Below are 15,570 nucleotides of genomic sequence, written 5' to 3'. Positions count from 1 at the left end.
CCCGAGCGCATTCACTACCCTCGTTGCATGCGCATCGACGACTTCGCCGTCCCCGACACCGCCGCCGCGCGGGGCGCCCGCGAGCTCATGGACGAGTACCACTCACCCGCGCTGCGCAACCACGTGCAGCGCTCCTGGCTGTGGGCCGAGGCGTTCGCGGTCATCGAGGGTCGAACGGGCGTCGACCACGAGCTGCTCTACGCCGCGGCACTCCTGCACGACATCGGACTCGCGCCGGCGTTCGACAATCACCTGCTCGGCTACGAGGAGGCCGGCGGCCACGTCGGCGAGGCGATGGCGGCCGGGGCGGGATGGCCGATCGAGCGCCGGCGACGGATCAACGAGGTCATCGTGAGGCACAACTGGCCGGAGGTCGACCCAGGGCTCGACCTCGAGGGTCACCTGCTCGAGATCGCGACCGGCCTCGACATCTCGGGGCGTCGGGACACGGAGATCCCGCTCGCGTTCCGCCGCGAAGTCCTCTCCGTGTACCCGCGGCTCACTCTCGCCGAGGAGTTCGGCGCCGCCGTGAGCGAGCAGGCAGACCGCAAGCCGCGCAGTCACGCCTCCCGTCTGCTCGACGGCGGTCTGATCGACAAGCTGGGGGCGAACCCGCTGGAGCGCCTCCCCGCTCGTTGAGCGACGTCTCGACTCGCAGCGCTCGCTCACTGCAGGCCCTACGAGTCGAAGCGCGGCCACCGTCGCTCAGTATCGGACGCGTTTCGACTCCTCGCTTCCGCTCGTCGCTCAACGAGCGGAAGGAGGCGTGCCGCTCAACGAACGGTACGGAGGGGCGCGCCGCTCGACGCTCGACGAGCGGGAGCACGCGCGTGCGGACGGGGCGTCGAGCGCCCACCGCACTATCCTGTTCGGATGACTGGGACGCCGGCCCGCGCGAGAATGAAGGACGTCGCCGCGCTCGCCGGCGTCTCGCCGAAGACCGTCTCGAACGTCGTGACCGGGACTGTCGCGGTCCGCGAGGAGACCAGGGCGCGGGTCGAAGCAGCCATGGCCGAGCTCGACTTCGTCCCGAATCTCAACGCCCGGGGGCTGCGCCAGGGACGCAGTGGCATCATCGCGCTGGCGCTGCCCGATCTCGCCACCGCCTATTCCGCGGAGCTCGTGCACCGCATCGTCGAGGCCGCCCACGAACGCGGGCTCGCCGTGCAGATCGAGGAGACCGCGTCCGAGCCCGACCGCGAGAAGGAACTGCTCTCTCGCGCCCGGGCGCATCTCGTCGACGGCCTCATCCTCAACCCGATCCGCCTGGAGGACAGCGTCGTGCGCCACGCCGATCGCCTGCCTCCGATCGTCGTGATCGGCGAAGTCGAGCAGCACCGCGCCGACCACGTGCGCATCGACAGCCAGCAGGCCGCGGCGGACGCCGCTCGCCACGTCCTGGAGCGCGGCGCACGCCGCATCGCCGTGATCGGCGGCGACGACGACGCGTCGGTCGCGACCGCGACCAGCAGGCTCCGCCTGGATGGCGTCCACGATGCGCTGCGCGAGGCGGGCATCGCCCGCGACCCCGCCCTCGAGATCAACCGGCTGCCCTGGTCGATGGCCGCGGGCGCCGAGGGCATGAGGGAGATCCTCGACCGTCGCGTGGCGTTCGACGCCGTGGTCGCGTTCACGGACTCGATGGCCGCGGGGGCGCTGCACACCCTCCATGACCACGGCATCGACGTGCCCGGAGACGTGATCGTCACGGGGTTCGACGACGTCGAGTTCTCGCAGTTCACGTCGCCGTCGCTCACGACCATCGCCTTCGACCGCGCCGCCTTCGCCGAGGCGACGCTCGGGTTGCTGCAGTCGCGGATGGACGACCGTACGGCCGCGCCGCGCTCGCTGACGCTGTCGCATCGGGTCCTGGAGCGCGCGAGCACGGCACGCACGCCCGCGGGCCACCGCCCCTGAGCAGGCGGCGGCCCCGGCATCCCGAGCACCCAAGGCCGCCAAGGCTTGCGCACCGGATTACCACGATGTAATGATGAGACGCCCGATCCGTGCAACCCCGACCGCTGTCACGAAGGAGTGACGATGACACCCCCGCTCGATATGTCCCGAAGGCAGTTCCTCGCTGCCGCATCGGTGGCCGCCGGCACAGTGCTGCTCGCCGGCTGCGCCCCCGGTGCCCCCTCAGGCTCGAACGCCCAGACGCTGCAGTTCTGGCATCTGCTGTCGGGAGGCGACGGCGTGACGATGTCCGCGCTCCTGCAGGGCGTGAACGATGCCCAGAGCGACTACTACATCCGGCCCACCGTCCTCGCCTGGGGAACGCCGTACTACACCAAGCTCGCCATGGCGGGCGCCGGTGGCCGCGCCCCCGACGTCGCGATCATGCACGCGACTCGCACGGTCGGATGGGCGCCCGGCGGCCTGCTGGACACCTGGGACGTCGACCGGCTCGCCGAACTCGGCGTGGACCGCTCCACCTTCCCGCGACCGATCTGGGAGAAGGGCTTCGTCGGCGACGACCTGTTCAGCATCGCGCTGGACGCGCATCCCTTCATCCTGATGTTCAACACCGACATCTGCGACGCGGCCGGGGTCCTGGAGACCGACGGCACGCTCACGCCGACCTCGTCCCCCGAGGAGTACCTGGACCAGCTCCGCGAGGTCGCCGGCGCCGCGGAGGGCCACGCGCTGTCTTACGGCTACCTCGGCGACGGGGCCCAGATGTGGCGCCTGTTCTACGGCCTGTACGCGCAGCACGGTCTCGAGATCGAGCTCCCGGTCGGCGGCAAGGCCGTGATCGACAAGGATGCCGCGGTCGAGGTCCTCACCTTCATGCAGTCTCTCCTCGACGGCGAGATCGCCGCTGCTCAAGCCGACTACGGCACCGCGGTGGCCGAGTTCGCGACCGGTCAGAGCGGCATGCTGATGACCGGCGTCTGGGAGCTGCGCACCATGCAGAACGCCGGCATCCCCTTCGACGCCACGATGATCCCGACGCTGTACGGGACGCCGGCCGTGTACGCCGACTCGCACTCATTCGTGCTCCCGCATCAGATGAACGCGGACCCCGTCCGACGCGACCTGACCTACCGGTTCGTCGCCGACATGCTCAAGGGCTCCTTCGGCTGGGCGGAAGCCGGCCACATCCCCGCGTTCCTCCCGGTGACGCAGTCGCCCGAGTACGACGATCTCGTCCCGCAGGCCCACTACGCCGAAGCGGCCGACCACGTGGTCTACGACCCGCAGGCCTGGTTCACGGGGTCCGGATCCAACTTCCAGAGCGAGTTCGGCGCCGCCGTGCAGGGCGTGCTCCTGTCCGGCGATGACCCGGCTGTCGCGATCGACCGCTTCGAGGCACGGGTCAACACGTGGCTCAAGCAGCCGAACCCGGCCGATCCTGAAGGGACGTGGAAGCCATGACCACCACCGCCTCCTCGTCCACGCGCGTCATCGTCACGGGCAAGGCCGCCGATCACCGCAGCCGCCGCTCCGGTGCGCCCAAGCGCGAGCAGCTCATCAGCTGGGCGTTCCTCGCGCCGTTCCTCGTCGCCTTCCTGCTGTTCCTCGCCTGGCCGATCATCCACGGCATCTACCTGAGCTTCACCGACCAGTCGCTGACCGGCGCGGGAGGAACGCTCGTCGGGTTCGCGAACTACGCCGAGGCACTCGCAGACCCCGTGATGTGGCAGTCGCTGTGGAACACCGTGTGGTTCACGCTGCTGTCCACCGTGCCGCTCGTCCTGATCGCGCTGATCATGGCGGCGCTCGTGGATCGCGGCCTGCCCGGCCAGTGGCTGTGGCGTCTGTCGTTCTTCATGCCGTATCTGCTCGCCTCGACGGTCATCTCCCAGATCTGGGTGTGGATCTTCAACCCGCAGATCGGCGCAGCCAACAACATCCTCAAGTTCTTCGGCCTCGAGCCGATCGCGTGGCTGCAGAACCCGGACACGAACATGCTGTCGATCGTCATCGCGACGGTCTGGTGGACGGTCGGGTTCAACTTCCTGCTCTACCTGGCCGCGATGCAGAACATCCCGCCGCAGCAGTATGAGGCGGCCTCTCTGGACGGCGCCGGAGCGTGGCGCCAGTTCTGGTCGATCACCCTGCCGCAGCTGGGTCCCGCCACCGTGCTCATCCTCATCCTGCAGATCCTGGCATCCCTGAAGCTGTTCGATCAGGCCTATCAGATGCTCGGCGGGGTGGCGAGTGACACCACGCGATCGATCGTGCAGTACATCTACGAAGCCGGATTCGTCAGCTACCGGTTCGGCTACTCGGCCGCCATCTCCTATGTGTTCTTCGCCATCATCGTCATCATCGGCGTCGCGCAGGCCCTGGTCATGCGCCGTCGGAAGGAGCAGTGATGTCCACCGCAACCCTCTCTCCGACCGAGACGATCACCGTCGCGAAGCCCGGCAGGGCGCGCCGCACTCGACTACCGGGACAGAAGCCCTTCGGCCCGCTGCGGGTCACCGCGTTCGTCGTCCTGCTGCTCATGGCGATCGGCTGGCTGCTGCCCTTCCTGTGGGCGGTCGCCACCGCGTTCAAGACCGAGACGGATGCCGCATCCGGCGACCCGTCGTGGATCGGAGCCTCGGGGCCGACGGTCGAGGCCTTCGCCGCGATCCTCTCCCAGGGCAACGTCTACATCTGGGCGTTCAACAGCCTGTGGACCTCGGCGGCCGTGACCGCGATCACCCTCGCGATCTCGGCGCTGGCGGCCTACGCGTTCTCGCGTCTGGACTTCACGGGGCGCAAGTGGCTGTTCGCCGTGATCATCGCGTCGATCGTCGTGCCGCCGCAGGTGCTGATCATCCCGCTGTTCTACCAGATGCTCACGTTCAACATGATCGACACGTACTGGGGCCTGATCCTGCCGCAGGTCGTGGCGCCGGCGATGGTGTTCATCCTGAAGCGGTTCTTCGACGCCATCCCGATCGAGCTCGAGGATGCGGCCCGCGTGGACGGTGCGAGCCGGCTCCGGATCTTCTGGTCCATCGTGCTGCCGCTGTCGCGGCCGATCCTGGCGTCCGTCGCGATCTTCGTGTTCATCGGCGCGTGGAACAACTTCCTCTGGCCGTTCCTCGTCATCAACGACACCACGCTGATGACGCTGCCGGTCGGACTCCAGACCGTCATCAGCGCGTACGGCGTGCAGTACGCGCAGGTCATGGCCCAGGCGGTGCTGGCCGCACTGCCGCTCATCATCGTGTTCATCATCTTCCAGAAGCAGATCGTCAAGGGCGTCGCCACCAGCGGCTTCGGCGGTCAGTAGTCCCCGCATCCGGCCACCATCACAAGGAGAGCAATGTCTCAGGCCCGCATCACCATCGACCGCGACTTCACCATCGCCGACGTCCCCCGGAGGCTCTTCGGGTCGTTCGTCGAGCACATGGGGCGCTGCGTGTACACCGGCATCTACGAACCGGGGCACCCGCAGGCCGATGAGCGCGGCTTCCGCCGAGACGTGCTCGCCCTGGTGCGGGAGATGGGCCCGACCGTGATCCGGTACCCCGGCGGCAACTTCGTGTCGGGGTACCGGTGGGAGGACGGCGTCGGTCCCGTCGAGGACCGCCCGGTCCGCATCGACGGCGCCTGGCACACCATCGAGACGAACGCCTTCGGGCTGCACGAGTTCGTCGACTGGGCGCGCGAGGCGGACGTGGAGGTCATGGAGGCGATCAACCTCGGCACCCGTGGAGTCGAGGAGGCGCGCGCGCTCGTCGAGTACGCGAACCACCCCGGCGGGACCTACTGGTCCGATCTGCGACGCAGCAACGGCGCGGCAGACCCGTTCGACATCAAGCTGTGGTGCCTGGGCAACGAGCTCGACGGCCCGTGGCAGATCGGGCACAAGACGCCCGCGGAGTACGGGCGGCTCGCCCAGGAGACGGCCAAGGCGATGAAGCTCGTCGACGACTCCATCGAACTCGTGGCGGTCGGTTCCTCCAACCGTCAGATGCCGACGTTCGGCACGTGGGAGCACACCGTGCTCACGCACGCGTATGACGAGGTCGACTACATCTCGATGCACGCGTACTACCAGGAGCACGACGGCGACGCCGAGTCGTTCCTCGCGGAGGCGGTGGAGATGGATGCCTTCATCGAGGGCGTCGTCGCCACGATCGACGCCGTGAAGGCGGCGGGCAAGCACACCAAGCAGGTCGACATCTCCTTCGACGAGTGGAACGTCTGGTACCAGTCGGGGCTGGACACCGAGGACCAGCCGCACCAGGTCTCCAAGTCCTGGCGCACGCATCCGCGTCTCATCGAGGACACCTACTCGGTGACGGATGCCGTCGTCGTCGGCACCTTCCTCAACAGCCTGCTCCGCCACGGCGACCGGGTGCGGATCGCCAACCAGGCCCAGCTCGTGAACGTCATCGCGCCGATCCGCTCCGAGGAGGGCGGTTCCGCGTGGCGGCAGACCAGCTTCTGGCCCTTCGAGCGGATGGCCCGGCTCGCCAAGGGACGGATCCTGCGTCTCGCTGTGAACGCCTCGCAGATCAGCACGAAGCGCTACGGCGACGTGGATGCCGTGGACGCCGCAGCGACATGGGACGAGGAGACCGGCCGTGTCGTGGTGTTCGTCGCGAACCGTTCGCTGGAGACATCCAACGACCTGACGCTGGACCTGCGCGGTTTCGGCGACCTGCGGATCGCGAGCGCCGAGACGCTGACGATCCCGGAGGGCGGCGATCGCCACACGGCGAACCTCGAGACCGCGCCGGACCGCGTGGGCATGGTGCCGCTCGCCGGCGCCGAGGTCGTGGACGGCGCCGTGCGCGCGACCCTGCCGCCGCTGTCCTGGTCGGTGCTCGAGCTGAACGCCGCACGCGCCTGATCCATACCTGGTCGACGCCGAAGGGCCCTGCTCGCGCTGAGCAGGGCCCTTCGGTTCATCCGCCCCGACTCAGCGTCGGGGGGAACAGATCTCAGCGCGCCAGGGCGATCGCTGACCACGAGACGGGCGGCAGTGTGATGGTCAGCTCGCCGCCGTCGATCCTGACGCTGTCGTTGACGTGCACGGTGACCCGTTCCGGCCGCTCGAGGGTGTTCTTGGCATGCACGTCCTCGTCGCTCAGGGTGTGCGCCTCGAGCACCGAGACGTCGCCGAGGCCGACGACGTCGACCGTCACTGTGATCGGCTCCGTCCGGCTGCGGTTCACCAGGAACACCGCCGAACGTCCGGCCTCGGCATCGTGGGTGGCGACAGCGTCGACGAGAGGGACCTCTCCGTACGCCTGCGTCGTGTAGGTCGGAGCATCGAGCTTGAGCTCCAGCGCCTCGCCCTGCGCGAGACGGGAGGTGATCGAGAACGGGTAGAAGGTCGTCTGACGCCAGGCGGGTCCGCCGGGTTCGGTCATGATGGGCGCGATCACGTTGACCAGCTGCGCCAGCGATGCGCTCGTGACCCTGTCCGCGTGCTTGAGCAGCGAGATCATGAGGCTTCCGAACACGACCGCGTCCACGACCGAGTACACGTCTTCGAGCAGGCGGGGCGCGACGGGCCAGTTGTCGATCCCCTCGATCTTGTCCACTCCGTGGTAGCGATCGATGTACCAGACGTTCCACTCGTCGAACGAGATGTCGATCTTCTTGGTGCTGCCGCGCACGGCGCCGACGTGGTCGGCGGTGGCGATCACCGTTTCGATGAAGTGGTCCATGTCGACAGCGGATGCCAGGAACGAGTCGATGTCCCCATCCTTCTCCTCGTAGTACGCGTGGCAGGAGATGTAGTCGACGTCGTCGTACGTGTGGCTGAGCACGACGCGCTCCCATTCGCCGAACGTCGGCATGTGGGCGCTCGACGAGCCGCACACGACGAGCTTGACCCCGGGGTCGATCTGCCGCATGCCCTTGGCCGTCTGCGACGCGATCTTGCCGTAGTCGTCGGCGGAGCGGTGCCCGAGCTGCCATGGTCCGTCCATCTCATTGCCGAGACACCACATCTCGACGCCGAACGGCTCATCGCGCCCATTCCTGCGGCGGAGCTCGCTCAGCGCTGTGCCCCCACGGATGTTGGAGTACTCCAGCAGATCGAGCGCCTCAAGGGTGCCACGGGTACCGAGGTTGACAGCCATCATCAGGTCGCTTCCGACCTTCTCCAGCCAGGATGCGAACTCGTGAAGACCGACCTCGTTGGTCTCGGTGGAGTGCCAGGCGAGGTCCAGTCGGTGCGGGCGCTGCTCGCGCGGACCGACCGAGTCCTCCCAGCGGAATCCGGAGACGAAGTTGCCGCCGGGGTAACGGATCGTCGACACTCCCAGCTCGCGGACGAGATCGATGACGTCCTGGCGGAATCCTTCGGCATCCGCCGTCGGATGGCCGGGCTCGTAGACGCCATCGTAGATGTGACGGCCGAGGTGCTCGACGAAACCGCCGAACAGCCTGCGCTGGATGCGCCCGGTGACGAAATGCGGATCGATGGTCAGACGTGCGGTGGTCATTCTCTATTCCTCATTCTGTGCGGAGATCGTGCGGGCGCTGCGTGTCTCATGCGCTTCGGTGCGCAGGACGGGATCGACGACCTCGCGCGTCTCGCCCGTCATCATCACGGTCCTCGATCGCGCGAGGTCCCCGACGGAGAACCCGGCGGACAAGACGACCTCCCCCGCTTCGACGATCCGCCGACGCGACAGCCCGGTGAACGAGAAGCGATCCGCGTGCAGGGTGAACGCCACCTGCGTGCACTGACCGGCTTCGATCGCGATACGCGCATAACCGACGAGCTGCTGCACGGGCCGAGTGACCTGGGCGACCGGATCGGCCGAATAGAGCTGCACGACGGTCTCGCCCTCGCGCTCGCCCGTGTTCGCGATCGTCACCGTCGCCGTGACCGTGCCGTCCGTGGCGATCTCGGCGTGGTCGACGGCGAGCTCGACGATCTCGAAGGTCGTGTACGACAGGCCGTGGCCGAAGGGGAAGGCCGGAGCGATCGACAGGTTGCTGATCCGATCGCCGTCCTGCCCGAGCGGAGGCGCGAGGTACGTGTGCGGAAGAGCCGCGGAACTGCGCGGCACCTGCACCGGCAGATGTCCGCTCGGATTGACTTCCCCAGCCAGGATCCGGGCAAGGGCTCCGGCGCCCTCGACACCCGGCATGAACGCCTGCAGCACCGCCGCCCCGCGCCCGACGAAACGTCCGAGCGCGTAGGGGCGGCCGGAGAGGACGACGAGGACGACGGGCGTTCCCGTCGCGAGAATCGCGTCGACCAGATCTCCCTGATCTCCCGGAAGATCGAGCGACGCCGCGTCCGAGCCCTCGCCGGACGTGCCCTTGCCGAACATGCCGGCATGATCGCCGACGACGACGATCGCGACGTCGGCGTGCGTCGCCGCATCGACGGCGCGTGCCAGGTCCTCCGCCGTGCCGGGATCCTGCAGCGGACAACCGCTCTGCACGGCGACGCCCGCTCCGGGAAAGGACGCGCGCAGGGCATCCGGGAGCGACATCGCCGGCACCCCCGGCCCGAGTCCCGGGTGCCGAGGCAGCACGTGCACGGGGAACGAGTAGGCGCCCATCAGCGCGCTCGGATCGGCGGCGCAGGGCCCGATCACCGCGATGCGGGACGTTGCCGGCGCGAGGGGAAGCAGGGCCGCGGGATTGTCGAGCAGGACGATGGACTTCTCCGCCATGCGCCGTGCTATGTCCCGGTTGGCCGGGCTGTCCAGGTCGTGTTCGACGGGTTCAGCCGGTTTCCAGTCCTGGTCGAGCAACCCGAGCTGGATCTTCTGCCTGAGGACCCGCCGCAACGCCGTGTCGATGTCGGCGGCGGTGCGCTCGGGATCGGGGTCTTCGTCATCGAGGACGAGGAATGCCGAGATGTCAGGGAGTTCGACGTCCAGGCCGGCGTGCAGAGCCAGACGTCCGGCCTCGGGCATCGTCCCCGCCAAGCCGTGCTTGGACTTCAGGAAGGCGACAGCCCAGTAGTCGGAGACGACAGTGCCATCGAATCCCCACTCTCCGCGGAGCAGATCGGTCAGCAGCCACCGATCCGCCGCAGCGGGAACTCGATCAGTCTCGGTGTAGGAGTTCATCACGCTGCGCGCACCCGCCAGGCGAACCGCCATCTCGAAGGGAGGGAGCACGAGATCGCGCAGTTCCCGCTCTCCCATGGCGACCGGCGCGTGATTGCGGCCGCCGCGAGAGGACGCGTGCCCGGCGAAGTGCTTGAGCGTCGCGATCACGCCGGAGTTCTGCAGCCCCTCGACATAGGCGGATGCCAGCGTGGCGACCACGTACGGATCTTCGCCCATCGTCTCCTCCACTCGGCCCCAGCGGTAATCCGTCACCACGTCCAGCACCGGGGACAGGCCCTGGTGCACACCGACCGCCGACATGTCGCGGCCGATCGCCCGCGCCATCTCGCCCACCAGTTCCGGGTCGAATGTCGCACCCCATGCGAGCGCGGTCGGGTAGACCGTTGCGCCGAGGGTGGTGAAACCGGTGAGGCATTCCTCGTGGACGATGGCCGGGATGGCGACACGCATGGCATCGAGCAGGTGCTGCTGAGCGTCCCGAATGCGCGTCATTCCGTCACGCGCGGAGACCGGCGCGGTCCCGAAGACGCGAGTGAGCTGACCGATCCCGTGGCGGACGACTCGCTCGAACGGCGCCCTCCCCTCCGAGAACACGTCCTGCATCGGCGCGATGATCTCGCCGCCGGTGCGCTGGTCCGCCCAGTACCCGCCGAGTTGAGCGACCTTCTCCTCTCGAGTCAGTTCCGCGACGAGCGCATCCACTCTCGCCTCGACGCCGACCCGAGGGTCGCGCCAGATCTCGCCCGTCATGGGTGCGCCTTCCGTCACTGGATCTCACCGTTCGCATCCCCGCGCGAACGCCTGCTCCAGACTCGCTGGTCGACCGCGAAGATACAACGTTGTAAATTTCTTCTCCGGAGTATAGCCTTCTCAACCGAGACGGAGAGGTCCGGCCCGAGAGGCACTCAGTTCGAGGAAGAAACTGGCATGACGAAGACACACCGCTTGAAGAAGCTGCTCTACAACCAGCGGCTCGCACCGTACCTGTTCATCCTGCCGTTCCTGGTGACGCTGCTCGTCTTCTGGCTCGTCCCGGTCGGACGTTCCGTGATCATGAGCTTCCAGGAGGTGCTGTACGGCCAGGCGACGTTCATCGGCACAGCGAACTACGAACGACTCTGGAACGATCAGGTGTTCTGGAAGGCCATGTTCAACAGCGTCCGCTACATGGTGCTGACGCTCGTGATCCTCGTCCCGATCCCGATGGCGCTCGCGGCCATCATCAACTCCAGGCTGGGAAGCAGCCGGATCAAGAACTTCTTCAAGTCGTCGCTGTTCGTGCCCGCTCTGACCTCCGTGGTGGTCGCGGGCATCGTGTTCCGGCTGATGTTCTCCGAGACCGACTCGGGGCTGATGAACCAGATCGTCGAGTTCTTCGGGTTCGGCCCGGTGCGCTGGCTCCGTGAAGACCTCACCGGACTGGCGGCGCTCCTGCTTCTCGCGCTGTGGCGTTGGGCCGGCGTCAACACGATGTACTTCCTCGCCGGAATGCAGGCGATTCCGAGCGAGTACTACGAAGCGGCATCCATCGACGGCGCGAACAAGCTGCAGCAGTTCTTCAACGTGACGCTTCCCGGTCTCAAGCCCACGATCGTGTACGTCACGACCATCAGCGTGTACGGGGGGCTGGCGATGTTCCTGGAGAGCTTCATGCTCTACGCCGGCAACAACTCGCCGAACAATCAGGGGCTCACGATCGTCGGCTACCTCTACCGGAAGGGCATTCAGGAGAACGACCTCGGCTTCGCCTCCGCCGTCGGCGTCGTGCTCCTGGTGCTGGTTCTCGCGATCAACCTCACCCAGCTCACGGCCACGGGAACGTTCAAGAAGGAGTCGGTGCGATGAGCCAGGACACAGCGATGACATCCGACCGCACCTCGAGTGCAGGCGCATCGAGGCCGCGCATGAGCCGCAGGACGGCCACGCTCATCCAGAGCGCCTTCCTCATCGTGATCGCACTGATCTCGCTCGTGCCCGTGATCGCGATCTTCGTCGGGACCTTCCAGGACGGCAACGACGTCATCCGCAACGGCATCTCGTTCTCGATCGACCTCTCGGAGCTGAGCTTCGACAACTACGCGATGCTCTTCACGGATTCCGGCATGTACTTCCAGTGGTTCTGGAACAGCCTGCTGCTGACCGCCGTCCAGGTGGCCGGCACGCTGCTGGTGAGCTCGTTCGTCGCCTACGGATTCGCGATGTACGAATTCCGCGGCAAGAGCCTGGGCTTCATCCTCGTGATCATCCTGATGACCATCCCGTTCGAGATGCTCATGCTGCCGCTCTACGTGCAGGTCAACGACCTCGGCGCCGCAGACCAGTACTGGATCGTCGTCCTGCCCTTCCTGGCGCAGGCCGTGACGATCTTCTTCTTCCGCCAGTACTTCCTGGGCGTACCCCGCGAGATCCTCGAAGCCGGCCGTGTGGACGGCGTCTCGGAGTTCGGCATCTTCTTCCGCCTCGTGGTCCCCATCGCCAAACCCGCCTTCGCCGCCATGGCGATCCTGAACGGCATGACCATCTGGAACAACTTCCTCTGGCCGCTTCTGGTGCTGCGCTCGCCCGAGAAGTTCCTGCTTCCGATCGGCCTCAACACCCTGCTGACTCCTCACGGCAACAACTACGAGCTGCTGATCATCGGCTCGTTCTTCTCCCTGATCCCGATCCTGATCCTCTTCCTCGCGTTCCAGCGATTCTTCGTGGCCGGCATGACCGCCGGCGCGGTGAAGGGCTGATCTCACGCGTTCCTCCAATCCCCAACCGCAGTACCCAACACACAGTCAGGAGCAACATCATGCGAATCCGAAGGATGCTGACCGCAACGATCGCGGCAGGGCTGGCAGTCGGAGCTCTGGCCGGCTGCACGAGCGGCGGCCAGCCGGACGGCGGCGGCGAAGGCGCCGACGGCGCGACCGCACTGGACATGTGGGTGTTCGCCGAACTCCACGGCCAGGTCTACGAAGAGATGGCCGAGAAGTGGAATGAGGAGAATCCCGACAAGGCCGTCGACCTCAACATCACCGTCTACCCCTACCAGGACATGCACGACAAGCTTCTGCTCGCCGTGAACTCGGGCCAGGGACTGCCCGACCTCGCGGACATCGAGGTCGGCAAGTTCGCGAACTTCGTCAAGGGCAGCAACCCGCCGCTCGCCGACCTGACCGAGGCCGCCGCTCCCTACGCCGACGACATCGTGCAGGCCCGGCTCGACCTTTACAGCCGAGACGGCAAGATCTACGGCTACCCGACGCACGTCGGCGCCTTCGTCGCGTTCTACAACACCGAATTGCTCGAGGCCGCCGGTGTCGACTACACGACGATCAAGACCTGGGATGACTTCGCTGCGGCCGGAACCGCGTACAACCAGGCGACGGACAAGGCCTTCAGCGTCGCAAGCACGGGCGTCTTCTTCACCGAGCCTCTGGCGATCGCCCAGAACGGCGGACAGCTCTTCGAGGACGATGGGCTCGGCGCGCCCGCGGTGAACAGCCCCGAGGTCGTCGAGACGATGCAGATGTTCCAGGACATGAAGGAATCGGGTGCGCTCTCGACGATTCCCGGCGGCAGCCCGGACAGCGAGGAGGCCTTCGGCGCCATCAACAGCGGTGACTACGCCGCCATCGTCTATCCGGCGTGGTACACGTCGCGCTACGTCGACTACATGCCTGACCTGGCAGGCAAGATCGCCATCGCTCCGGCTCCGCAGATCGAGGGCTCCGAGGTCCTCACGATCGGCGGCGGCGGCACCGGCACCGCCGTGATGGCTGCCAGCGAGAACAAGGAACTCGCCAGCGATTTCCTCGCCTACACGAAGTTGTCCCTCGAAGCCAACGTGGCGGTGTGGGAGGTCCTCGGCTTCGATCCGGTCAACATGTCGGTCTGGGAGGACGAGGCGGTCACGCACAACCCGGACAACAAGTTCAACCAGTACTTCCAGACGAACCTCTTCGACGTGCTGAACTCGGTGAAGGACGGCATCGGCCACTTCGAGTCGTTCTCCAACGAGAACCTGCCGACTGTGGACAACCAGTTCCGGACGGTCACTCTCAACGAGATCTACGAGAACGGCACGCCTGCGGAGGAAGCCCTCGATCAGGCACAGGAAACCGTGCAGAACGAACTGGGCCAGTAGTCCCGCGCATGCGGTTGGGGCGGAGGTTCATCCGCCCCAACCGCGTGGCGCCCGACCGGGCGGAAGCAGCGGACGCGCGGCCGACACACATGATCGCTGACGACCGGGACGGCGCGGCTAGAGTGAAGACAACGCGGCTGAGCCGTGACACAGCGATTGGTGGAACGATGGATCCGACGATGCACGACGTCGCCAGGGTCGCCGGCGTCTCCATCAAGACGGTCTCCAACGTCATCAATGACTATCCGCACGTGCGCACGTCCACTCGTGAGCGCGTCCAGGCGGCGATCACGGAGCTGGGCTATCGGCCGAATCTGTCGGCGCGCGGGCTCCGCTCCGGGCGCACCGGTGTCATCGGACTCGCCGTCCCTGCGATCAGCGAGAACTACTTCGCCAAGCTGGCAGACGCCGTCATCCGCGCCGCCGACGCACGCGGACTCGGCGTCGTCGTCGAGCAGACCAGCGGCAATCGCGAGCGCGAGCTGCAGGTCATCACGGGTGGACGGCTGCGTCTGACCGACGGACTCCTGTTCAGCCCCTTCGCGCTCGGGCAGTCCGACGCCGATTCCTTGAACACCGGCTTCCCGCTCGTCCTGCTCGGCGAGCGCATCTTCGACGGTCCGACCGACCACGTGACGATGCACAACGTCTCCTCGGCGAGAGCCGCGGTAGAGCATCTGCTCGACATCGGCCGGCGTCGGGTCGCCATCGTCGGTGCCGAGGCGGCTCCCCTGGCGGGAACGAGTTCCGCGACATTGCGCCTGGCGGGCTATCGACAGGCCTTCGAGGGCGCGGGCATCGAGGTCGATCCGCGACTGATCCGCACGACGGAGCACTGGAACCGCACCGCCGGCGCCTTGGCGGTCCGCGAGCTGGTCGGCGAAGGGATCGCCTTCGATGCGGTCTTCGCCCTCAACGACGCCCTGGGGCTTGGCGCCCTTCGTGCACTCGGTGAGGCAGGCCTCCGGGTCCCGGAGGATGTGGCGGTCATCGGATTCGACAACATCGACGAGGCCCGATTCGCCATGCCGTCGATGTCGAGCGTGGACGCGGGCAGCGCCCAGATCGCACTCACCGCAGTCGATCTCCTCATCGAACGCATCGAGGAGAAGGGCGATCGCCGTCCGCCGCGAACGGTCAAGCCGGGCTTCCGCATCGTCCGCCGCGAGTCGACCGGGTTCCCCGGGCGCGCCGCGGAAGCAACGCCGAACGCCTGAGCACTCCGCCTCCGATCGGCCGCCGCAACTCGACAGGTCGAACTCCTTCGGCACCTACAACGTTATAAATTCTTCTTGACGTCCCAATGGAAGCTCTGGGATAGTGGCCCCGCGCGCACTTTACGACGTTGTAAATCAAGATCGCGTAGAGTTCGTGCTCGCCATCCGGCTCCGGCGTCCCTGCATGAACGAGCGTCTCTCCGAGTCGGCCGAATCACAC

The 15,570-nt window shown here is 67.0% G+C and carries 12 protein-coding genes; 10 read left to right on the top strand and 2 right to left on the bottom strand.

Translation table 11 applies throughout. The features are described 5' to 3' along the window. Positions 1–27: 27 nt before the first annotated feature. The 6 genes from KYX17_RS21755 (at position 28) to KYX17_RS21730 (ending at position 6,802) form a co-directional block, all read left to right on the top strand. On the top strand, positions 28–639 hold the full coding sequence (locus KYX17_RS21755; protein WP_243229505.1) for an HD domain-containing protein: 612 nt from the start codon (positions 28–30) through the stop codon (positions 637–639). A 234-nt stretch (positions 640–873) separates the two neighbouring features. Beyond that, positions 874–1,917, top strand: coding sequence for a LacI family DNA-binding transcriptional regulator (locus KYX17_RS21750; protein ID WP_243229504.1), 1,044 nt, complete (start codon positions 874–876; stop codon positions 1,915–1,917). Between the two features lie 123 nt (positions 1,918–2,040). Beyond that, complete coding sequence (locus KYX17_RS21745) at positions 2,041–3,378, top strand: substrate-binding domain-containing protein (RefSeq protein ID WP_243229503.1); 1,338 nt, start codon at positions 2,041–2,043, stop codon at positions 3,376–3,378. After that, positions 3,375–4,322: a carbohydrate ABC transporter permease gene (locus KYX17_RS21740; RefSeq protein ID WP_243229502.1), complete on the top strand. Its 948-nt coding sequence runs from the start codon at positions 3,375–3,377 to the stop codon at positions 4,320–4,322. Before KYX17_RS21745 ends, KYX17_RS21740 begins: the two co-directional genes overlap by 4 nt. Beyond that, a complete protein-coding gene (locus KYX17_RS21735; RefSeq protein ID WP_243229501.1) occupies positions 4,322–5,233 on the top strand; it encodes a carbohydrate ABC transporter permease in 912 nt (303 codons plus the stop codon). The genes KYX17_RS21740 and KYX17_RS21735 overlap by 1 nt, the downstream gene beginning before the upstream one ends. A 33-nt stretch (positions 5,234–5,266) precedes the next feature. Beyond that, a complete protein-coding gene (locus KYX17_RS21730) occupies positions 5,267–6,802 on the top strand; it encodes an alpha-N-arabinofuranosidase (protein ID WP_243229500.1) in 1,536 nt (511 codons plus the stop codon). 91 nt (positions 6,803–6,893) lie between these two features. Here the strand turns inward: KYX17_RS21730 and KYX17_RS21725 are convergent, their stop codons facing one another. Next, the gene (locus tag KYX17_RS21725) at positions 6,894–8,408 is read right to left on the bottom strand and encodes an alpha-N-arabinofuranosidase (RefSeq protein WP_243229499.1); all 1,515 of its coding nucleotides are present in this window, start codon (positions 8,406–8,408) and stop codon (positions 6,894–6,896) included. A 3-nt stretch (positions 8,409–8,411) separates the two neighbouring features. Further along, a complete protein-coding gene (locus tag KYX17_RS21720; RefSeq protein ID WP_243229498.1) occupies positions 8,412–10,751 on the bottom strand; it encodes a glycoside hydrolase family 3 N-terminal domain-containing protein in 2,340 nt (779 codons plus the stop codon). A gap of 177 nt (positions 10,752–10,928) precedes the next feature. Here KYX17_RS21720 and KYX17_RS21715 point away from each other — a divergent pair, with 177 nt between their 5' ends. From KYX17_RS21715 to KYX17_RS21700, 4 genes are all read left to right on the top strand, one after another. Further along, positions 10,929–11,846 (top strand): carbohydrate ABC transporter permease, encoded by a 918-nt coding sequence (locus KYX17_RS21715; RefSeq protein ID WP_243229497.1) that lies wholly within the window; start codon positions 10,929–10,931, stop codon positions 11,844–11,846. 59 nt (positions 11,847–11,905) lie between these two features. Continuing rightward, positions 11,906–12,736 carry a carbohydrate ABC transporter permease gene (locus KYX17_RS21710; protein ID WP_243229496.1) on the top strand — a complete coding sequence of 277 codons (831 nt, stop codon included), beginning with the start codon at positions 11,906–11,908 and terminating at the stop codon, positions 12,734–12,736. 59 nt (positions 12,737–12,795) lie between these two features. After that, positions 12,796–14,133: a sugar ABC transporter substrate-binding protein gene (locus tag KYX17_RS21705; protein WP_243229495.1), complete on the top strand. Its 1,338-nt coding sequence runs from the start codon at positions 12,796–12,798 to the stop codon at positions 14,131–14,133. Between the two features lie 167 nt (positions 14,134–14,300). Continuing rightward, on the top strand, positions 14,301–15,350 hold the full coding sequence (locus KYX17_RS21700) for a LacI family DNA-binding transcriptional regulator (RefSeq protein WP_374208981.1): 1,050 nt from the start codon (positions 14,301–14,303) through the stop codon (positions 15,348–15,350). Positions 15,351–15,570 lie beyond the last annotated feature (220 nt).

Source organism: Microbacterium sp. CIAB417, from assembly GCF_022788845.1.
Note: the sequence above shows the minus strand (reverse complement) of the source record. Positions and strands in the feature narration are given on the sequence as shown.